Origin of the sequence: Pantoea eucrina, assembly GCF_001691555.1 — a bacterium.
In the GTDB taxonomy this organism is placed as follows: Bacteria; Pseudomonadota; Gammaproteobacteria; order Enterobacterales; family Enterobacteriaceae; genus Pantoea; species Pantoea borealis.
In genome coordinates this window covers 2,107,620-2,127,042 of the sequence record NZ_MAYN01000008.1, presented here as the reverse complement: position 1 = coordinate 2,127,042, position 19,423 = coordinate 2,107,620, and the positions used below count along the sequence as shown (strand labels likewise).

At 56.9% G+C, this 19,423-nt stretch carries 17 protein-coding genes; 10 read left to right on the top strand and 7 right to left on the bottom strand.

What is annotated here, in order from left to right; translation table 11 throughout:
• The first annotated feature begins 26 nt into the window (after nt 1-26).
• Complete coding sequence (locus BBA90_RS16195) at nt 27-1,136, top strand: SDR family oxidoreductase (protein ID WP_065650037.1); 1,110 nt, start codon at nt 27-29, stop codon at nt 1,134-1,136.
• Between the two features lie 85 nt (nt 1,137-1,221).
• Here the strand turns inward: BBA90_RS16195 and BBA90_RS16190 are convergent, their stop codons facing one another.
• The 3 genes from BBA90_RS16190 to BBA90_RS16180 form a co-directional block, all read right to left on the bottom strand.
• The gene (locus BBA90_RS16190) at nt 1,222-2,352 is read right to left on the bottom strand and encodes a polysaccharide export protein (protein WP_065650036.1); all 1,131 of its coding nucleotides are present in this window, start codon (nt 2,350-2,352) and stop codon (nt 1,222-1,224) included.
• 276 nt (nt 2,353-2,628) lie between these two features.
• Entirely contained in the window at nt 2,629-3,399 is a 771-nt protein-coding gene (locus BBA90_RS16185; RefSeq protein ID WP_075050753.1) for an amidohydrolase, read from the bottom strand.
• On the bottom strand, nt 3,387-4,547 hold the full coding sequence (locus BBA90_RS16180) for a pyridoxal phosphate-dependent aminotransferase (RefSeq protein ID WP_065650035.1): 1,161 nt from the start codon (nt 4,545-4,547) through the stop codon (nt 3,387-3,389). The genes BBA90_RS16185 and BBA90_RS16180 overlap by 13 nt, the downstream gene beginning before the upstream one ends.
• A gap of 127 nt (nt 4,548-4,674) precedes the next feature.
• On the opposite strand from BBA90_RS16180, the gene BBA90_RS16175 reads away from it, so the two are divergent.
• On the top strand, nt 4,675-5,370 hold the full coding sequence (locus BBA90_RS16175) for a hypothetical protein (protein ID WP_065650034.1): 696 nt from the start codon (nt 4,675-4,677) through the stop codon (nt 5,368-5,370).
• 61 nt (nt 5,371-5,431) lie between these two features.
• Here BBA90_RS16175 and fadE read toward each other — a convergent pair whose 3' ends face one another.
• Nucleotides 5,432-7,876, bottom strand: coding sequence for an acyl-CoA dehydrogenase FadE (gene fadE / locus BBA90_RS16170; protein WP_065650033.1), 2,445 nt, complete (start codon nt 7,874-7,876; stop codon nt 5,432-5,434).
• Nucleotides 7,877-8,118: 242 nt separating this feature from the next.
• On the opposite strand from fadE, the gene lpcA reads away from it, so the two are divergent.
• Complete coding sequence (lpcA, locus tag BBA90_RS16165; RefSeq protein ID WP_065650032.1) at nt 8,119-8,697, top strand: D-sedoheptulose 7-phosphate isomerase; 579 nt, start codon at nt 8,119-8,121, stop codon at nt 8,695-8,697.
• Nucleotides 8,698-8,744: 47 nt separating this feature from the next.
• Nucleotides 8,745-9,512 (top strand): class II glutamine amidotransferase, encoded by a 768-nt coding sequence (locus tag BBA90_RS16160; protein ID WP_065650031.1) that lies wholly within the window; start codon nt 8,745-8,747, stop codon nt 9,510-9,512.
• Here BBA90_RS16160 and dpaA read toward each other — a convergent pair.
• Nucleotides 9,483-10,226 (bottom strand): peptidoglycan meso-diaminopimelic acid protein amidase, encoded by a 744-nt coding sequence (gene dpaA, locus BBA90_RS16155; protein ID WP_065650030.1) that lies wholly within the window; start codon nt 10,224-10,226, stop codon nt 9,483-9,485. The genes BBA90_RS16160 and dpaA overlap by 30 nt on opposite strands.
• A 245-nt stretch (nt 10,227-10,471) precedes the next feature.
• On the opposite strand from dpaA, the gene dinB reads away from it, so the two are divergent.
• The gene (dinB, locus tag BBA90_RS16150) at nt 10,472-11,527 is read left to right on the top strand and encodes a DNA polymerase IV (protein WP_065650029.1); all 1,056 of its coding nucleotides are present in this window, start codon (nt 10,472-10,474) and stop codon (nt 11,525-11,527) included.
• Between the two features lie 40 nt (nt 11,528-11,567).
• On the opposite strand, the gene pepD is transcribed toward dinB, so the two are convergent.
• A complete protein-coding gene (gene pepD, locus BBA90_RS16145; protein WP_065650028.1) occupies nt 11,568-13,028 on the bottom strand; it encodes a beta-Ala-His dipeptidase in 1,461 nt (486 codons plus the stop codon).
• Between the two features lie 253 nt (nt 13,029-13,281).
• Here pepD and gpt point away from each other — a divergent pair, with 253 nt between their 5' ends.
• The 3 genes from gpt (at nt 13,282) to crl (ending at nt 15,621) form a co-directional block, all read left to right on the top strand.
• The gene (gpt, locus tag BBA90_RS16140) at nt 13,282-13,740 is read left to right on the top strand and encodes a xanthine phosphoribosyltransferase (RefSeq protein ID WP_007887137.1); all 459 of its coding nucleotides are present in this window, start codon (nt 13,282-13,284) and stop codon (nt 13,738-13,740) included.
• Nucleotides 13,741-13,861: 121 nt separating this feature from the next.
• Nucleotides 13,862-15,109: an esterase FrsA gene (gene frsA / locus BBA90_RS16135; RefSeq protein ID WP_065650027.1), complete on the top strand. Its 1,248-nt coding sequence runs from the start codon at nt 13,862-13,864 to the stop codon at nt 15,107-15,109.
• A gap of 110 nt (nt 15,110-15,219) precedes the next feature.
• Entirely contained in the window at nt 15,220-15,621 is a 402-nt protein-coding gene (gene crl, locus BBA90_RS16130; protein WP_039382877.1) for a sigma factor-binding protein Crl, read from the top strand.
• Nucleotides 15,622-15,693: 72 nt separating this feature from the next.
• Here crl and ompC read toward each other — a convergent pair whose 3' ends face one another.
• Complete coding sequence (gene ompC / locus BBA90_RS16125) at nt 15,694-16,788, bottom strand: porin OmpC (protein WP_065650026.1); 1,095 nt, start codon at nt 16,786-16,788, stop codon at nt 15,694-15,696.
• 244 nt (nt 16,789-17,032) lie between these two features.
• Between ompC and proB the strand changes: the two genes are divergently transcribed.
• Both proB and proA read left to right on the top strand, forming a co-directional pair.
• The gene (gene proB, locus BBA90_RS16120; protein WP_065650025.1) at nt 17,033-18,136 is read left to right on the top strand and encodes a glutamate 5-kinase; all 1,104 of its coding nucleotides are present in this window, start codon (nt 17,033-17,035) and stop codon (nt 18,134-18,136) included.
• 10 nt (nt 18,137-18,146) lie between these two features.
• The gene (proA, locus tag BBA90_RS16115; RefSeq protein WP_065650024.1) at nt 18,147-19,400 is read left to right on the top strand and encodes a glutamate-5-semialdehyde dehydrogenase; all 1,254 of its coding nucleotides are present in this window, start codon (nt 18,147-18,149) and stop codon (nt 19,398-19,400) included.
• The last annotated feature ends 23 nt before the right edge of the window (nt 19,401-19,423 follow it).

Below are 19,423 nucleotides of genomic sequence, written 5' to 3'. Positions count from 1 at the left end.
CTGTGTCATAATTAAAGAGAAAAGAGATGAAAAAAATACTGGTTACAGGGGCTACCGGATTTTTAGGTGGTGCTATTGCTGCTGAGTTAATGACGAATGAAAACTCAGAGAGCTTACTTCTTCTCGCGCGTGGCAATGCAGAGAATAGCGCTCTGGATCGGGTGAAGGAGAATTTAGCTAAGTTTGGTATTAGCCCGACTCAGCTAAACAATATTTCAGCGCAACAAATTATAGAAGGCGATTTATCAAAGCCGGAAAGTTTTATTGCAGACCTCAGGCTGAACGATGTGGAAAAGGTGATTAACTGTGCTGCTATCGCTTCCTTTGGTAATAACCCGTTAATCTGGAAAGTAAACGTTGAGGGCACATTTCAGCTTGCCAGCCGGATGAGTAAAGTAAGAGGATTAAAGCGCTTTATTCATGTGGGTACAGCGATGTCATGTACGCCCGAACCTGACAGTCATGTGACAGAAGCGATCGCGCCCACACAAAGAAAAGATCATATTGTAGAATATACCTGGAGCAAATCAACGGTAGAGCAGATGATAAAAGAGCACCTGCCGGGATTCCCGTTAATTATTGCACGCCCCTCTATTGTTGTAGGGCATACTGAGCATGGCTGCGTTCCCTCCGCCAGCATTTTTTGGGTGTTTCGTATGGCGCTCAGGCTGGGTAAATTTATGTGCAACCTTGATGACAGAATCGATGTCATACCGGTTGATTACTGCGCCAAAACCATTGTCAGGCTGCTTCAGGCAGCCGAGCTTGATCACCCGGTTTATCATATCTCTTCCGGTAAAGAGAGCAGCGTAACGTTTGCAGAGATCGATCGTGCTATGGCGCAGGCTTCGGGAACCCGGCCAGTCTCAGCCAGTTATAAAAAAGTGGGCTATAAAGAGTTATCCCGTGAAAAGCATAATTTCAAAACGCTTTTTGGCGACTGCAATGAGAAGATCGTACTGAAATCTATGAGTCTGTATGGCGAGTTTTCAAAGTTAAACGTGACTTTTGATAATGAAAAAATCCTGAAGCTGGGCATGCCAGCCTCACCCAGATTTACCGATTATATTGCGGTCTGCCATAACTCAGTAAAAGAAAAAACACTTTCTGAATTAATGGCTGTCGATTTCAAATAACATGAATGCTTAATAGGGTAGTGCTATGTTTAAGCACTACCCTGAATGCCGCTCAGAGATATTTACGCCTGGAGTTAACCACTTTTCAGGGTATCTTTTTAACGGCAGTGCTGAGCTTATTAACCGCGGTTATAGTAGGTATAAGCTGCCTGACAACCCGGTTCCAGCGCGTCAGTGGCGTTGCGGTAACATAGACAATATCATAGGGCTGTAATTTAAAATCGCTGGCCAGTGCCATCGCTGCCGCATTTTTCAGGTTAATTTGATAAATATCAGCCAGTCTTTTTTCTGCGGGCGCTTTTAATTGCCTGATGACAAAAACGCCTGTGGCGTCAGCCGTCGTCTGATCTATTCCCTGTGCACTGCTGATAGCCTCTGTCAGCGTCATGCCGCTCCTGTCCATCAGTAATGTTTTTTGCGCACCGGTTTCACCCATGACAAAAATTTTGCGGGAATCATTACGCGGAATGTAAAGAATATCGCCCTGATGCAACAGCGCGTTTTGTGTCAGGTCGCCTTTCTCTAACAGCAACTTAAGCGATACCGGATACTGCACGGCATCATGCGTCAGGGTGACATTTTCCCAGTCCGCCTCTTTCGTCAGGCCGCCTGCGGCATTGATGGCGTCAAGCACGGTCAGCGGAATATGAGTAATGGGCTGCTGGCCGGAGCGAACGACTTCACCACTCACATACGCTTTGCGGGAGCGAAAAGCGGCTATTTTCACATCAACCTGCGGAGATTCAATATAGTGGCGAAGGCGTGCAGTAATCTCAGTCCTGACCTGTTCTGTGGTTTTATTAAGAACGTAGATGCTGCCCGTATAGGGGAAATAGAGGGTGCCGTTAGGCCGGACAGTGCTGCCGGTTTCCGTTGAGTCACGATACTGACCCGCCGGAGACGTAATTTCCGGATGATCCCAGACGGTAATACTCAGTACATCACCTACGCCGATGCGATAAGAATAATCGTCTTCAGGCAGCCGGAAAATATGTTTTGAACGGGTTTGCTGACCGGCTTCATTAAGCTGTTGCAGCATTAACGGACTTAAGAGAGTGACCCTGAGCAGCGTGTTAATGTCAGAGCGCTCGCGGTTATCGTTAACCAGCGTTTTATTGGTTAGCGGCAGGTTCTGACCTGGCTGCACTGTACAGCCACAAAGTATTAACGCAGCACTGAGCGCTGAATGGCGAAATAGTCGCAATTTACTCTTCATTAATCCGGTCCATAAAAAAGTGTACAACAGCAAGGGTTTTCAGAAATTATCAGTAGCGACCAGCTATCACGTTGCAAAGTGATCTGCAGCGGACTGGCAATACAGATGGTGATAATCAACTGGTATACCAAAGTAGTGCGGATAGCTGATGCAGCATTTATGGAGGGACAATGTAGGCCTGAAAAAGCAGCCTCGTTAACGCTGCTTTTCAGCAAAATAAACTAACCCGGATAAATAAAAATCAGCGGCTGACTCTCTGTTGTCAGCCGCAGTGATTCAGCTTAGCGTCCACGTATCTGCGTCGCGCCATGCCGGAAAGCGCTCGCGATACGTCTGCAGCGCGTCCAGCGACAGATCTGCATCCAGGCGTGCCGGGGTAAAGGGTTCAGCGGCTGCGAGGATCTCCCCCTGCGGTGAGATAATCTGGCTGTCGCCGCGGTAGCGGTGATGATTGCCGTCGCTGCCCACCCGGTTACAGCCGGCGACATACGCCTGATTTTCGATGGCACGTGCCATCAGCAGCGCCTGCCAGTGATGGGCACGCGGTGCCGGCCAGTTGGCGACATAAAGCGCCAGATCGTAATCATTGCGGTTGCGGGAAAACACCGGAAAGCGCAGGTCGTAGCAAATCTGCGGCAGAATGCGCCAGCCGCGCCAGTGAAAAAGTTCACGGCGTTCTCCCGGCAGATAGTGCTGATGCTCTTCCGCCATGCGAAACAGATGGCGCTTGTCATACTGATGCAGCGTACCGTCTGGCTCCACCAGCAGAAAGCGGTTTACCGCACCCGCTTCTGTCTGAATGGCCGCGCTGCCGCCGACCAGCGCATGGGTGGCCCGCGCGTGATGCTGCAGCCAGGTCACTACCTCCTGCTGCGGCAGTGAAGCCTGCGCCGCTTCCATGGCAAAACCAGTGGTAAACATCTCCGGCAGCACAATCACATCGCGTCCGCTCAGGTTTTCCAGCAGCCGATCAAAATGACGCAGGTTAGCGGCGCCGTTCATCCAGCTCAGCGGCTGCTGCAGCAGGGTAATCTTTAAAGTTTGCACAGGCGCTCCGCGGCGGCGTCGAGCGTCGCCTCTTGTTTGGCAAAGCACAGGCGGATCAGCCGGTGCGGGAAAGGGTCAGCGCAGAACACCGACAGCGGGATAGCAGCGACGCCTGCTTCTTTGGTCAGCCACTCACAGAAGCTGACGTCATCCAGATCGGCGATCGCACTGTAGTCCAGCAGTAAAAAATAGGTGCCTTCACAGGGTAATACCTGAAAACGACTGGCCGCCAGCGCCTGTGTCAGACGATCGCGCCGGGCGCGGTAAAACGCAGAAAGCGTTCGGTAGTGTTCAGGCTGCTGACGCAGCATATCCGCCAGCGCCAGCTGGGCCGGGGTGTTGACGGAAAAAGTCAGGTACTGATGTACCTTGCGCAGCTCGGCGCTGATAGCGGGCGGCGCTACGGCGTAGCCCACTTTCCAGCCGGTCATATGATACGTCTTGCCAAATGAGAAGACGGTGACCGCGCGCTGGCGCAGCCCGGCATGTGCCAGCACGCTGGCGTGACCTGCCGCGCTGAAACAGATGTGCTCATACACCTCATCGCTCAGCACGTATATTTCCCGATCCGCAATCGCCTGCCACAGCGCCTCCAGATCGCTCTGCTGCCAGACGGTGGCAGAGGGATTGTGCGGCGTATTCAGGATCACCAGCCGGGTACGTGCGCTGAGCCGATCGCGAAACGCGGGCCACGCCACGCGAAACTCAGGCGGCTGCAGGGCGATACGCTGCATTACGCCGCCCGCCAGCGTCACCGCGGGCGCGTAGCTGTCGTAGCTGGGATCAAAGCAGATCACTTCGTCGCCCGGTCGCACCAGTGCGGTAATAGCCGCGTAGAGCGCTTCCGTCGCCCCGCTGGTCACGGTAATGTCGCTGCCGGCATCAGGCCGGTAGCCATATAGCTCTGCAGTTTTATCCGCTATCGCTTCGCGCAGTTCCGGCGTGCCGATCATCGGCGCATACTGATTGGCCCCCTGACTGACGTGATGCGCCAGCCGCGTCTGCAGCAGGGAGGGGCCGCTGAAATCAGGAAAGCCCTGGGAAAGATTGATGGCGCCGTGCCGGGCGGCAAGCGCGCTCATCTGCGTAAAGATCGTGGTGCCGGTCGCGGGAAGCTTGCTGTCAGGAATAAGATCAAGTGGCGTCATAGTAAGCTGGCCTTGCGCGTAAGCGGCGTGATAAGAAACCCTGTATTGCTGACACTATAATCAGGATGCTACTCTTTGGCAATCGAGACGCTTAGATGGCTAAACGCAGCTTTTACAGGAGCAGGTAATGGCACAACCTCATGACAACAGCGCCGCCGGCGAGGCGCTGGCGCAGACTTTGCTGGCGGCATCAACCGGGATAAATGACGGAGCGGCACGCTGCCTGGCGGAACGGCTGTTCAACTGGCAGCCCGCGTCGGTGCCGGTTACGCTGCAGGCGCTGGCGGCGGAACTGCAGCAGGATGAGGCGCTGCAGCAAATCCTCGGCGTACTGCGCTGGCGTTTTCTTACCCGCCCTGAAACACAGCTGCCTGAGCACGGCTGCGCTGCACCTGTCGGTTTCGCCATCAGCGGGGCGTTAAGCGATCTGCTGATCCACTACTGCGCTGCCCCCGGCCAGCTGCCGCTGCGTGAAGCGGCCGATGCGCGTGAGCAGCACCTGCAGGCGGTGCAGCAGCTGTGGCGCGGTTTTACCACCGGCTTTCGTCGTCTGGCGGAGAGCGATGCGCTGTTCCGCTGGCCCGGATGCGACCAGCTGCTGCTGCAGTCAATCTGGCATGACGCCCTCGGCTACAGCGGTGCTGCGCTGATCCGGCGCAGCCTCAGCGCCACAACGCTCAGTGATTTCTCCGGTATCGATGATGAAGAGATGCGTAACGCCTGTCTGCACAGCGCGCTGGCGCTGGGGCGCACCCTGATGCTGGCCGCTGACCATATTGCGGATGAAGAGGCGCTGGTTGCCCGCATTCGCCAGGCCGCATAGGCGTCTGACAGAGGCAAAAAAAACGCCTCCGCAAGGAGGCGTCGGGCACCTGGTGTCGGGATTATGCCGCTTCGCTGGATCGCGCCTGCGGCCGGGGTTGTGGCTTCGGTGCGGCCAGCGCTTCCGGCACGAACTCATCCACATTAATGGCTTTCAGCCGGCTGGCTTCTGCGCGGATCAGCACCTGCGCTTCGCTCTCATCGATCAGACCCTCCTTCAGCGCCCGCTGCGCCAGCGCATCAAGACGGGTAAAGGAGAGGTGCTTTTTCTGCTGCTGACAGAGGCGATCGTGGATCACTTCCGCCGCCATGACATCCTGCAGCGCCTGCTCCAGCTGACCCGCCGGGTTATGCTCAGCTGGCGTCAGATACTGACCGCGGCCAAGGCGGGAGCGGGTAGCAGAAGGCAGCTGCAGCAGCTTCGCCAGTTTATGGTCAAGTTTGTCTGACGGCGGCAGGCAGCGTTTGCCACCGGCGAAGATGGCCAGGCGCAGCGCTCCGGCAGCCAGCCGGTTCGGGAAGTTACGCAGCAGATCGTCCATCGCCACTTCGGCCTGATGCAGCGCATCCTGCACGCCCCAGTGCACCAGCGGCAGATCGGCCTCGTGGCGTCCCTCTTCGTCATAGCGTTTCAGCGTGGCGGACGCAAGGTACATCTGGCTCAGCACATCACCGAGGCGGGCAGAGATGCGTTCGCGTCGTTTCAGGCTGCCGCCGAGCACGGCCATGGAGATATCAGAGAGCAGCGCCAGGTTCGCGCTCAGACGATTAAGCTGCTGATAGTAGTGGCGCGTCGCGTCACGCGTCGGTGCGGCGCTGGTGCGGCCATTGGTCAGGCCGAGCCAGAGGCTGCGTACTGCACTGCTGCCGACATGACCGATATGGCTGAACAGTGCATGGTCAAAACGGGAAAGATCGTTTTTCGCCGCCGCGTCCATCTCTTTCAGCACCCACGGATGGCAGCGGATAGCACCCTGACCAAAGATAATCATGCTGCGCGTCAGGATATTGGCGCCCTCAACCGTAATAGCGATAGGCGCTCCCTGATAGGCGCGGGCGAGGAAATTGTTATCCCCCAGCATGATGCCTTTGCCGCCCGCAATATCCATGGCGTCGATAATGGCGCGCTGACCGCGGTGGGTACAGTGATACTTCACAATCGCAGAGAGCACGGCCGGCTTTTCACCCTGCATAATGCCGGTAGTGATCAGCGTGGCGGCCGCGTCCATGACGTAAGCATTACCGGCAATGCGCGCCAGCGGCTCTTCAATACCTTCCATTTTGCCAATCGCCACTTTGAACTGACGGCGGATGTGCGCATAAGCGCCGGTGGCCAGCGCCACACTTTTCAGGCTGCCGGTGGAGTTAGAAGGCAGCGTGATGCCGCGCCCGACCGAGAGGCACTCTACCAGCATGCGCCAGCCCTGGCCGGCCATCGCCGGACCGCCGATGATATAGTCAATCGGTACAAATATGTTGTTGCCGCGCGTCGGGCCATTCTGGAACGGCACGTTCAGCGGGAAGTGGCGATTACCAATCTCCACGCCCGGCGTATGGGTCGGGATCAGCGCACAGGTAATTCCCGGCTCCGGGTTATCGCCCAGCAGACCATCGGGATCGGAGAGTTTAAACGCCAGGCCCAGCACGGTAGCGACCGGGGCCAGCGTAATATAACGCTTGTTCCAGGTCAGACGCATACCCAGCACCTGCTGACCCTGCCACTCGCCCATACAGACCACACCGGTATCAGGAATGGCACCGGCATCGGAGCCCGCTTCCGGGCTGGTCAGGGCAAAGCAGGGGATCTCATCGCCGCGCGCCAGACGCGGCAGATAGTGATCTTTCTGCTCCTCAGTACCGTAGTGCTGCAGCAGCTCGCCCGGCCCCAGGGAGTTCGGGACGCCGACGGTAATCGCCAGAATACCGGAGACGCCAGCCAGCTTCTGCAATACGCGCGCCTGCGCATAAGCGGAAAACTCCAGTCCGCCATACTCTTTTTTAATGATCATGGCGAAAAAGCGGTGCTGCTTCAGATAGGCCCACAGCTCCGGCGGTAAATCGGCCAGCTCATGGGTAATCGCGAAGTCGTTTGCCATACGGCACGCTTCCTCAACCGGACCATCCAGAAACGCCTGCTCCTCTGCGGTGAGCTGCGGACGCGGGTAGTTGTGCAGCTTTTGCCAGTCCGGCTTGCCCTGAAACAGATCGCCTTCCCACCAGGTTGTGCCGGCATCGATCGCTTCCTGTTCGGTGCGCGACATCGGCGGCATAACCTTGCGAAAGCCCTGCAGAGCCGGTTTTGAAAACAGGCGCTGGCGCAGCGACGGCAGGTTAAATGGCAGCAGGATCAGCGCCAGCGGCAGCAGCAGCCAGCCGGTCCAGAGGCCGGTTAAGGCCATGGCAGCGGTCCAGAGCAGCAGGATGGCGCTGCTCAGACGCAGAGATATCTGATGATAAAAGAGGGCGCTAACCAGCAGTAGCGTCGCCACAATGGAAACCAGCAGCATAGTGAATCGCTCCGTAAGTAGTAAGAGGTCTGACCTGTTAGTGACAGGTTTAGAGCAGCCGGTCTTAATAAGCAATTCCTTTACATCACAATTACAACCAGGCTCACAAAATCATCGCAGCTGGCGCATTTATCGTCTGGTCGCGCGGTGAGAGAGGCGTTTTCCCTGCTGCCAGCGCTTTGCGCCCCTGTGGCATTCCGTTAAACTTGCCGGGTTAACCTCTCCTCTAAAGGACATCTCCTATGTATCAGGACATCATTCGCTCGGAACTCAATGAAGCTGCCGACACCCTGACCCGGTTTTTGAGTGACGACGCCAATATCCACGCCATTCAGCGTGCAGCGGTGCTGCTGGCGGACAGTTTCAAAGCGGGCGGAAAAGTGCTCTCTTGTGGTAACGGGGGATCACACTGTGACGCAATGCATTTTGCAGAAGAGCTGACCGGCCGCTATCGTGAAAACCGTCCCGGCTATCCGGCCATTGCAATTTCTGATGTCAGCCATCTCTCCTGCGTCAGCAACGACTTCGGCTATGACCATGTGTTTTCGCGCTATGTGGAAGCAGTAGGGCGCGAAGGCGATGTGCTGCTGGGGCTCTCCACTTCCGGCAACTCCGCCAATATCATCAAAGCGATTGAGGCAGCGCGCGCGCAGGGAATGAAAGTCATTACCCTGACCGGCAAAGATGGCGGCAAAATGGCAGGCAGTGCGGATATTGAGATCCGGGTACCGCATTTCGGCTATGCCGATCGCATTCAGGAGATCCATATCAAAGTGATCCACATCCTGATGCTGCTGATTGAAAAAGAGATGGTTAAGTAATTCACGCTGCCTTCCCGCATGCCGGGAGGGGTGAGAAGGGGGTAGCTATGTGCGAACTGCTCGGGATGAGCGCCAATGTCCCTACCGATATCTGCTTCAGTTTTACCGGGCTGGTACAGCGCGGCGGCGGTACCGGACCGCATAAAGATGGCTGGGGTATCGCCTTTTATGAAGGCAAAGGATGCCGCACATTCAAAGATCCGCTGCCGAGCGTAAACTCGCCGGTCGCCCGCCTGGTGCAGGAGTATCCGATCAAATCGCACTCGGTGGTTGCGCATATCCGCCAGGCAAACCGGGGCGAGGTCTCCCTGGAGAACACCCATCCTTTTACCCGTGAGCTGTGGGGCCGCAACTGGACTTACGCGCACAATGGACAGCTTAAAGGCTATCGCCAGCTCGACAGCGGCCACTTTCGCCCGGTGGGAGAGACCGACAGTGAAAAGGCGTTTTGCTGGATCCTCTCGCAGCTGCAGGCGCGCTATCCGCGGACGCCAGGAAACTGGCCCGCAGTGTTTCGCTACATTGCTGAACTTGCCGGTGAGCTGCGTGAAAAAGGCGTATTTAACATGCTGTTGTCAGATGGGCGCTATCTGATGGCGTTCTGCTCCACCAATCTTTACTGGATCACGCGGCGCGCGCCGTTTGGGAAAGCGCGTTTGCTGGATCAGGATGTGGAGATCGATTTCCAGCAGCAGACCACGCCACATGATGTGGTGACGGTTATCGCCACGCAGCCGCTGACCGGAAATGAAACCTGGCACCGGATAGCGCCAGGCGAGTGGGTGCTATTTTGCCTGGGTGAGCGCCAGGAATGATTTGGAGGCCGCGTCCGGTGTGGACAGTACCGGGGTGTTGTTCACCGCATACTGACCCGTAGCCGTGACGTTAACGCCGGGCGGCACGTGATATTTCGCAAAATAGGCGTAGCCCGGCTGCAGTTCGCGCCAGAAATCGATATAGCTTGAGTAGCGATGACGCTGCATATTGCTTTCCGTCATACGGAACGGATAGATATTCAGCTGCATCTCCTGCTGGCCGTTACGCAGGGCCGCATTAACATAGTTGAAAATCTCATCCATTGAACCGTTGGTCATGGCGTAGCAGCCCACGGAAACGCAGTCACCGTGAATCATCAGATAATTGCCGTTATAGCCCTTGCTGCGATCGTACTGGTTAGGAAAACCGGTATTAATGGCGCGGTAAAAGCGGCTGTCGGGTTTCAGCTGATTAAGCTTAACGTTGTAAAAGCCTTCCGGACTTTTGAAGTCGCCCTGGCGGCGTTTGGGACCAAGTCCGCCGGAAAAATTACAGATGCGATAGCTGTCCAGCAGGCGATATTCATTGCCGATTTTGCCATAGAGTTCCAGCGTGCGCTCTTCTTTGAAAATCTGGATAAATACTGGCGTACCCAGCAGTTGTTTCTTTAACTCTTTGCTTACCGGAGCCAGCGGTTGTGCGGGTTCAGGTGTGATTGCCCAGCTAAGGACTGGCATAAGAATCATCGCGAACAGCAATGCGATTCTGCCCATTCTGTGTATACCTTGAAGTGAAGAAAAACTCAGACGCGCGGCGTCACTCAGTTGCATTATCGGAAATATCCGCTATCGCTGCGCAACATTAACATTGTCTGGCTTTTAATCAAGATAGCGGGCAAGAAAATGGCGCAAAGTTGTGATGTGCCGGGGAGTGAAACGCCTTTAAACGCGGCCGCGGTGCTGACGGAGATTGCTCAACGCCTTCGCTACTGTATACTTAGCCAGTGTCCGGAGGGGGTATGCGCAAAATCATTCATGTCGATATGGACTGCTTTTACGCAGCGGTTGAGATGCGTGACGATCCGTCGTTGCGGGATATCCCTATCGCCATTGGCGGCAACCGCGTTCAGCGCGGGGTCATCAGCACCGCTAACTATCCGGCGCGTAAATATGGCGTGCGCAGCGCCATGCCGACCTCAACTGCGCTGCGTCTCTGTCCGCACCTGCGTCTGCTGCCAGGGCGCTTTGACGCCTACAAAGAGGCCTCGCGGCAGATCCGCGAAATCTTCCTCCGCTACACGCCGCTGATTGAACCGCTTTCGCTGGATGAAGCCTATCTGGATGTCACCAGCAGTCCGCACTGTCAGGGATCGGCCACGCTGATGGCGCAGGCGATTCGCGCAGATATTCTGCGTGAAACCGGGCTGACCGCATCGGCAGGTATCGCGCCGATCAAATTTCTGGCAAAAATCGCCTCTGACCTCAATAAGCCTGACGGCCAGTATGTGATCACCCCGCAGGCGGTGCCGGCGTTTCTGCATGAGCTGCCGCTCAGTAAGATCCCGGGCGTGGGCAAAGTGGCGACCAAAAAGCTGGAAGAGATGGGGCTGCGTACCTGTGCTGACGTGCAGCAGGCCGACCTGTCGCTGCTGCTGAAACGCTTTGGTAAATTTGGTCGCTCGCTCTGGGAACGCAGCAACGGTGTTGATGATCGCGAAGTGATCGTCGAACGCGAACGGAAATCGCTGGGGGTTGAGCGCACGCTGCCGGAGGATATTCACCACTGGGAGCAGTGTTTGCCCATTATCGACTATCTCTATGCGGAGCTGGATCGCCGTCTGGGTGCCATCCGGCCAGATAAACAGATCGCCCGGCAGGGGGTAAAATTCAAGTTCAGCGACTTCCAGCAAACCACGCAGGAGCACGTCTGGGCGGTGCTGAATAAAGAGGATATGGTAGCGGTGGCGCGTCAGGTCTGGGAGGCGCGTCGGGCTGAACGCGGGGTAAGGCTGGTGGGACTGCACGTTACGCTGGTGGACCCGCAGCTTGAGCGTCAGCTGCTGCTGGGGCTGTGAAATCTCCCCCGCCCGGTAGCGGGCAGGGGAGCGGCATAAATTACGCTTTTGCCGGGATCGCGTTCAGCAGCGCAGTGAGTAGCTTCCAGTAAAGGCCAACGCTCTCAATATGCACCTGCTCATCCGGCGAGTGCGGGCCGGTAATGGTGGGTCCGATAGAGACCATATCCATATGCGGATACGGTTTCTTGAACAGGCCACACTCCAGACCGGCATGGATCACCTGAATGTTTGGCGTTTTGCCAAACAGCGCTTCGTAGGTGGTGCGCGTCAGCGCCATTACCGGCGAATCAGCGTCGGGCTGCCAGCCCGGATAGCCGCCTTTCGGTGCGGTCTGCGCGCCCGCCAGCGCCCCCAGCGAGGTCAGCGTCTCTACTACCCACTCCCTGCCCGTATCGATCAGCGAGCGAATCAGGCAGATGATTTCAGCGTTAGCCTGATCCATGCTGACCACGCCAACGTTCAGCGAGGTTTCCACCACGCCTTTCGCCACGTCTGAATTACGGATCACGCCGTTAGGGGTACTGTTCAGCAGGTTGATAAAGCGATCGCGGCACTCAGCGCTCAGCGCCTCCGCCTGCTGCGCCACCGGCTCAGTCTGCAGCACGATATGCTTTTCCTTGCTGCCGAGTTCATTGAGCAGCACGGCCTGGAAGTGCAGCGCCGCAGATTTCAGCGCATCCACTTTGTGGCTTTCCACGGCCAGCGTGGCAAAGGCTTCACGCGGGATGGCGTTACGCAGCGTGCCGCCGGTAAAGTCGATCAGACGCAGATCCAGCTCGCGGGCATGGGCGGCGAGAAAACGCGCCAGCAGCTTGTTCGCGTTGCCGAGACCCAGATGGATATCCGCGCCGGAATGGCCGCCTTTCAATCCTTTGAGCGTCAGCTTCAGCGTTTCAAAGCCGGCCGGAACCGCCTCACGGCTCAGCGGCAGCGTGGTAATGAAGTCGATGCCACCCGCGCAGCCCATGTAGATCTCACCCTCTTCTTCAGAGTCGGTGTTGATCAGGATTTCCGCCTGCAGCCAGTCCGGCTGCAGGCCAAACGCGCCATCCATGCCCGACTCTTCGGTCATGGTCAGCAGCACTTCCAGCGGGCCGTGCGTCAGGCTGTTGTCAGCCAGTACCGCCAGCGCTGACGCCATGCCGATGCCGTTATCTGCACCCAGCGTGGTGCCGCGCGCTTTCACCCACTCACCGTCAACCCATGGCTGAATCGGATCTTTAGTGAAATCGTGAGCGGTATCGTTATTTTTTTGCGGCACCATATCCAGGTGCGCCTGCAGCGCAACCGGCGTGCGGTTTTCCATGCCTGGCGTGGCAGGTTTACGGATCAAAATATTGCCGACCCGATCGCGCTCGACCCAGAAATTCTGCTCTTTGGCCCAGCTGACCACATATTCAGCCAGCGCCTCTTCATGATAAGAAGGGTGTGGAATAGAGCAGATTTTGGCGAAGATATCCCACAGCGGCTGCGGGGAGAGTTGAGACAATTCAGACACAACGCGTCTCCTGTATCAGCGTGGCGGACAGGCCGCTCGCACGCAGTTTTCGGTTAAAGATCGCCGTCAGCTCATCTGACGTGATGAGTCAGAGAATATCACCCTTTATTCGCAGGCGCGTCATCAGGCGCGCTAAAAACCTGCAACCAGTCTCTCCGATGCTGGTTTTTAACGCGCCAGATCCTTATAATCTCGCGCAACCTTTTCCCCCTTGCATATTTTTAAGCCACTTTTGGTGGTTGGGATTCCTTTTATGAGCGAAAAATACGTCGTAACCTGGGACATGCTGCAGATTCATGCCCGTAAACTGGCCCAGCGCCTGCTTCCTGTGGAACAGTGGAAAGGTATCATCGCGGTAAGCCGCGGTGGTCTGGTTCCGGCATCACTGCTGGCGCGTGAGCTGGGTATTCGCTACGTCGATACCGTCTGCATCTCCAGTTACGATCACGATCACCAGCGCGAAATGAAAGTGCTGAAGCGCGCCGAAGGCGACGGTGAAGGCTTTATCGTTATTGACGACCTGGTCGACACCGGCGGCACCGCGCAGGCGATCCGTGATATGTATCCAAAAGCGCGTTTCTGCACTATCTTCGCCAAGCCTGCCGGCCGCGCGCTGGTGGATGACTATATTGTGGATATTCCGCAGAACACCTGGATTGAACAGCCGTGGGATATGGGCGTGGTCTATATTCCGCCCATCGTCAAAAGCTGATTGATGCAACGCAAACAACGCCCGGTTAAGCCGGGCGTTGTGCTATTCGCGCCTCGCGCAGCCGGGGCGGGTGAAGTAAACTCATAGCCATCTATGCGACTGCCGCAGGAGAAACCATCAGATGGCCGAAAAAAATCTTAGCGAAGAGCTGTTCAAGCCGCGTTTTAAACATCCCGAAACCTCCTCACTGGTACGCCGTCAGCATCACGCTACTGCCCAGGTGCATAACGCGCTGGAGGGGGATACTCAGCGCGGCTGGTATCGTATGCTGAACAAACTGCTCTGGACATGGCGCGGCCTCTCCCCGCAGGAGATCAGCGAAGTCCTGGCGCGCATCGCTGTCAGCCGCTTTGAACACACCGATGACGCGCTGCTGGACACGGTGATTGGCTATCGCGGCGGCAACTGGAATTTTGAGTGGTCAAAACAGGCGGCGCTCTGGCAGCAGCAGGCGATGCAGAGCGAGCAGCATGATGAGGCGGGCCAGCAGTGGCTGCACGCTGCGAACCTCTATAGCCTGGCGGCCTATCCCTATATTAAAGGCGACGAGCTGGCCGATCAGGCGCAGGTGCTGGCGAACCGTGCTTATGAAGAGGCGACCCGGCGGCTGCCGGGCGAGCTGAAATCACTGACGTTTCCCGTCAGTGGTGGCAGTCCGGTTACCGGGTTTCTGCATATGCCGGCGCAGGCCAGTGCACCCTATCCCACGGTGATGCTGTGCGGGGGGCTCGATTCGCTGCAAAGCGATCACTATCGTCTGTTTCATGACTATCTGGCCCCGCGCGGTATCGCTATGCTGACGCTGGACATGCCCTCTGTTGGCTACAGCAGTAAATGGACACTGAATCAGGACACCAGCCATCTGCATCAGCAGGTTCTGCGCGAGCTCAGCAACGTGCCGTGGATCGATCACACCCGCGTGGCGCTGTTCGGCTATCGCTTTGGTGCCAATATCGCGACCCGACTCGCCTGGCTTGAGGTACCGCGTATTCGTGCCGTGGCAACGCTGGGCGCGATGGTACACGGCGTGTTTGTTGACGCGGCGCGTCAGCAGCAGCTGCCGGACATGTATATGGATATGCTGGCGAGCCGCCTGGGGATGGCCTCCACGTCCGACAGCAACCTGCGCATTGAGCTGAATCGCTATTCGCTGAAGGTGCAGGGGCTGCTGGGACGCCGTACGCCGGTGCCAATGCTGGCCGCTTACTGGCCGGACGATCTTTTCAGTCCGGAGGAGGATTCCCGCCTGATTGCCGGCTCATCCGCGCAGGGTAAAACGCTGGCTATTCCGGCATCACCGGTATTCCGCAGTTTTGAAAAAGCGCTGAATCAGATCTGTGACTGGCTCAGCAAACAGTTGCAGCGGTAACTGGCAAAATGCAAAACCTCTGCTAAAACTTAATGTCGGCATACTACGCGCTGCGCCTTTTGTGCAGCGCGCTGCTTTTTTTTACGGTTTATTTGAGGGAGAGAATTAGCATGACGTTACCGAGTGGTCACCCCCGCAGTCGCCTGCTTAAGCGCTTCACCGAATTGGGGCCGTACATCCGTGAAGGAAAATGCGAAGATACGCGTTTCTTTTTTGACTGCCTGGCCGCCTGCGTTAACGTAAAGCCCGCACCGGAGAGCCGCGAGTTCTGGGGCTGGTGGATGACACTGGATGCGCACAGCGATCACTTTACCTACGAATATCACTTCGGCCTGTTTGATAAAGAGGGCGACTGGAGTGTGACAACCATTAAAGGTAAAGAAAACAATGAGCGCGTAGAGAGTACGCTGCGTAATTTTCATGAGCGGCTGAAAGCGATGCTGCATGAGCAGAAGCTCGATCTGCGTCCTGCAGCTGGTTTTAAAGAAGAGCCGGTGAAGCTGAGCGCATAATATAAAAAAAGAGCCGGTCATGTGCCGGCTCTTGCGTAATGAGGATAGCGGTGCTGATACCGTAGCGGATAATCAGAACTGATAGGTCAGCGCCACGGCAACCACATCGTCATTGTTCAGCCCCAGCTTATTGTTGTCGTCCAGCTGATTAATTTTGTAATCCACCATGGCCGACATGTTCTTATTGAAATAGTACGTCAGGCCCAGATCAACATATTTCACCAGGTCTTCATCACCCACGCCTTCAATATCCTTGCCTTTAGTCTGTACATAGCCCAGTGACGGACGCAGGCCGGAATCGAACTGATACTGTGCCACCATTTCAATGTTCTGCGCTTTATTAGCAAAGCCGCGCGTGCCGATGGGCGTCATGTTGCGCGTCTCAGTGTAGATAGACGCCAGATAGACGCTGTTAGCATCATATTTAATACCGGCTCCCCAGGATTCTGCTTTGTCTCCGCGTCCGAGCAGCCCGGCCTGCTGCTGCTGGCTGGTGCGATCGGATGAGGTAATGGCCGACATCAGGCTGACGCCGCTGTCGCCGATGGTGTAGCCCAGGGATGCGCCGTAGCCGTCGCCGTTCTGGGTGCTGGTATCCGTTGCGCTGCCGCGGCTGTTCGCGCTGCCGGCGTCATTTTTGCCCTGATACTGCAGGGCGAAACGCAGGCCATCCACCAGACCAAAGAAATTACTGTTGCGGTAGGTCGCCACGCCAGACGTGCGCGCCGCCATAAAGTTATCGGTGCGCGCGGTGCCGTCACCGCCGAACTCAGGGAAGACGTCGGTCCAGGCTTCCACGTCATACAGCACGCCGTAGTTACGGCCATAGTCGATTGAGCCGTAGTCGCCAAATTTCAGGCCGGCAAAGCCGAGACGGGTTTTGTTGCCGTTATTTGCGTCACTGCCTTCAGAGCGGTTGCCCTGAAACTGATATTCCCACTGACCGTAACCCGTCATCAGGTCGTTAATCTGCGTCTGACCCTTAAAACCGAGACGCACATACGTTTTGTCACCGTCTGCGCCCGCATTGTCACTGAAATAGTGCATCCCTTTTACGCGACCATAGAGATCCAGTTTGTTACCGTCTTTATTATAAATTTCTGCGGCTTGTGCAGTGGTGGCCAGAGCCAGGGCGGAAACAACCAGTGCCAGTGTGCTTTTCTTCATGTGCTATCAATCCCGATGAGTAAAAAAAGTATGTACCCGCGAAAAGGGGTGTAAAACACGGGACGTTTTACCGATAGCTGATGAAAGTTTTATGACAGATTTGCGCAATCGGGGTGAATGGAGTGGTGCAGTCAGGCTGACAGGGCTGCGGAAATTCGCGCTTTTCCCGGCGTGGCTGTTGGCTTCCTTGCTGACTCCTGATAAAACGTCCGTTCGCGGATTTTTTCTCAGATGGCAGGAAAATATGAGTGGCAGTCAGACCCTGGTGGTCAAATTGGGTACCAGCGTGCTCACCGGCGGATCGCGCCGGCTGAATCGGGCGCACATGGTGGAGCTGGTTCGTCAGTGTGCGCACATGCACGCGGCGGGACATCGCATTGTCATTGTCACCTCAGGCGCCATTGCGGCCGGACGTGAACATCTTGGTTATCCCGAACTGCCACCGACCATCGCCTCAAAGCAGCTGCTGGCTGCGGTGGGGCAGAGCCGTCTGATTCAGCTGTGGGAACAGCTGTTCTCTATTTATGGCATCCATATTGGTCAGATGCTGCTGACGCGCGCGGATATGGAAGATCGCGAACGCTTCCTCTATGCGCGCGATATGCTGCGCGCGCTGCTGGATAACCACATCGTTCCGGTAATTAACGAAAACGACGCGGTCGCTACGGCGGAAATTAAAGTCGGCGATAACGACAACCTGTCGGCGCTGGCGGCGATGCTGGGCGGAGCGGACAAACTGCTGCTGCTGACCGATCAGCAGGGGCTGTTCACCGCCGATCCGCGCACCAATCCGGAGGCGCAGCTGATTGGTGACGTGCACCAGATTGATGATGCGCTGCGGACGCTGGCGGGCGGCAGCGTGTCAGGCTTAGGTACCGGCGGTATGGCAACCAAACTGCAGGCAGCAGATGTTGCCTGTCGTGCCGGTATTGATGTGATTATCGCCGCCGGCAGCCGTCCGGATGTGATCAGCGATGTACTGAACGGCAAACCGGTCGGGACGCGCTTTCACGCACAGCAGTCGCCGCTTGAGAACCGCAAGCGCTGGATCTTCGGCGCGCCCCCGGCTGGCGAAATCACCATTGATGATGGTGCGCTGTCGGCGGTGCTGGAGCGTGGCAGTTCGCTGCTGCCCAAAGGCATCCGTGAGGTGCAGGGGAATTTCTCACGCGGTGAGGTGATCCGCATCCGGAATCTGCAGGGACGCGATATCGCCCACGGCGTGACGCGTTACAACAGCGATGCGATGCGCATGATCGCCGGGCATCACAGTCAGGAGATCGGTGATATTCTCGGTTATGAATATGGTCCGGTTGCCGTGCATCGCGACGACATGGTTGTCAGCTAAGGAGCAGAAAATGTTAGAGGAAATGGGTAAGGCGGCGCGTGCGGCATCGTACGCGCTGGCAACGCTCTCCACCGCAGAAAAAAATCAGGTGTTGCTGACCCTGGCTGAAGGGCTGGAGGCGGATCACGCAGAGATTCTGGCGGCTAATGAACAGGATCTGGCCGACGCACGGCAGAGCGGCATGAGCGCGGCGCTGCTCGATCGCCTGACGCTGACGCCGCAGCGGCTGAAGAGCATCGCCGATGACGTGAGGCAGGTCTGCCAGCTGGCCGATCCGGTGGGACAGCTGATTGACGGGGGCCAGCTCGACAGCGGTCTGCGCATTGAACGGCGGCGTGTGCCGCTGGGCGTGGTCGGCGTCATTTACGAAGCGCGTCCCAACGTCACCGTTGATGTGGCGGCTCTCTGCCTGAAAACCGGCAACGCAGCCATTTTGCGCGGCGGTAAAGAGACGTGGCGTACCAACGCGGCTACGGTCCGGGTTATTCAGCGGGCGCTGATAAAACACAACCTGCCTGCCGGGGCCATACAGGCGATTGAAAATCCGGATCGCGAGCTGGTTAATCAGCTGCTCAGGCTTGATCGCTATGTCGATATGCTGATCCCGCGCGGCGGCGCCGGACTGCACAAGCTGTGCCGTGAACATTCGACTATACCGGTGATCACCGGCGGCATCGGCGTCTGCCATCTCTATCTTGATGAAAGCATGGAGTGTGAGGCGGCGCTGGAGATCATCGTTAACGCCAAGAAGCAGCGGCCGAGCGCCTGCAACTCACTGGAAACGCTGCTGATCCATCAGGATCAACGTGATCGTTTCCTGCCGGCTTTCCTGCAGCGTATGGCGCAGGAAAACATCACGCTGCACGGTGATGCCAATATTCTGGCGCAGCTGCAGGCGGGACCGGCCAGCGTGGTCGCAGTCAGCGACGCGCACTATCGCGATGAGTGGCTGTCGAACGATCTCAACGTTAAGCAGGTGGCAGACATGGATGAGGCGATTGCGCACATTCGTGAATATGGCACCCAGCACTCCGACGGCATTCTGACGCGCAGCATCCGGCATGCCAACGCGTTTGTGCAGCAGGTGGATTCTTCTGCGGTCTACGTCAACGCCAGTACCCGTTTTACCGACGGTGGCCAGTTTGGTCTGGGCGCTGAAGTTGCGGTCAGTACCCAAAAGTTGCACGCGCGCGGACCGATGGGGCTGGAAGCGCTGACCACCTACAAATGGATTGGCTGGGGCGACGATACGCTGCGTCGCTAGCCGTCTTGCCCGCCTCAGATGGG

What these genes read in the sequence shown, in the direction of transcription:
- BBA90_RS16195 (WP_065650037.1), top strand. Translation starts at nt 27, where the DNA reads ATGAAAAAAATACTGGTTACAGGGGCTACCGGATTTTTAGGTGGTGCT.
- BBA90_RS16190 (WP_065650036.1), bottom strand. Translation starts at nt 2,352, where the DNA reads ATGAAGAGTAAATTGCGACTATTTCGCCATTCAGCGCTCAGTGCTGCG.
- BBA90_RS16180 (WP_065650035.1), bottom strand. Translation starts at nt 4,547, where the DNA reads ATGACGCCACTTGATCTTATTCCTGACAGCAAGCTTCCCGCGACCGGC.
- BBA90_RS16175 (WP_065650034.1), top strand. Translation starts at nt 4,675, where the DNA reads ATGGCACAACCTCATGACAACAGCGCCGCCGGCGAGGCGCTGGCGCAG.
- fadE (WP_065650033.1), bottom strand. Translation starts at nt 7,876, where the DNA reads ATGCTGCTGGTTTCCATTGTGGCGACGCTACTGCTGGTTAGCGCCCTC.
- lpcA (WP_065650032.1), top strand. Translation starts at nt 8,119, where the DNA reads ATGTATCAGGACATCATTCGCTCGGAACTCAATGAAGCTGCCGACACC.
- BBA90_RS16160 (WP_065650031.1), top strand. Translation starts at nt 8,745, where the DNA reads ATGTGCGAACTGCTCGGGATGAGCGCCAATGTCCCTACCGATATCTGC.
- dpaA (WP_065650030.1), bottom strand. Translation starts at nt 10,226, where the DNA reads ATGGGCAGAATCGCATTGCTGTTCGCGATGATTCTTATGCCAGTCCTT.
- dinB (WP_065650029.1), top strand. Translation starts at nt 10,472, where the DNA reads ATGCGCAAAATCATTCATGTCGATATGGACTGCTTTTACGCAGCGGTT.
- gpt (WP_007887137.1), top strand. Translation starts at nt 13,282, where the DNA reads ATGAGCGAAAAATACGTCGTAACCTGGGACATGCTGCAGATTCATGCC.
- frsA (WP_065650027.1), top strand. Translation starts at nt 13,862, where the DNA reads ATGGCCGAAAAAAATCTTAGCGAAGAGCTGTTCAAGCCGCGTTTTAAA.
- crl (WP_039382877.1), top strand. Translation starts at nt 15,220, where the DNA reads ATGACGTTACCGAGTGGTCACCCCCGCAGTCGCCTGCTTAAGCGCTTC.
- ompC (WP_065650026.1), bottom strand. Translation starts at nt 16,788, where the DNA reads ATGAAGAAAAGCACACTGGCACTGGTTGTTTCCGCCCTGGCTCTGGCC.
- proB (WP_065650025.1), top strand. Translation starts at nt 17,033, where the DNA reads ATGAGTGGCAGTCAGACCCTGGTGGTCAAATTGGGTACCAGCGTGCTC.
- proA (WP_065650024.1), top strand. Translation starts at nt 18,147, where the DNA reads ATGTTAGAGGAAATGGGTAAGGCGGCGCGTGCGGCATCGTACGCGCTG.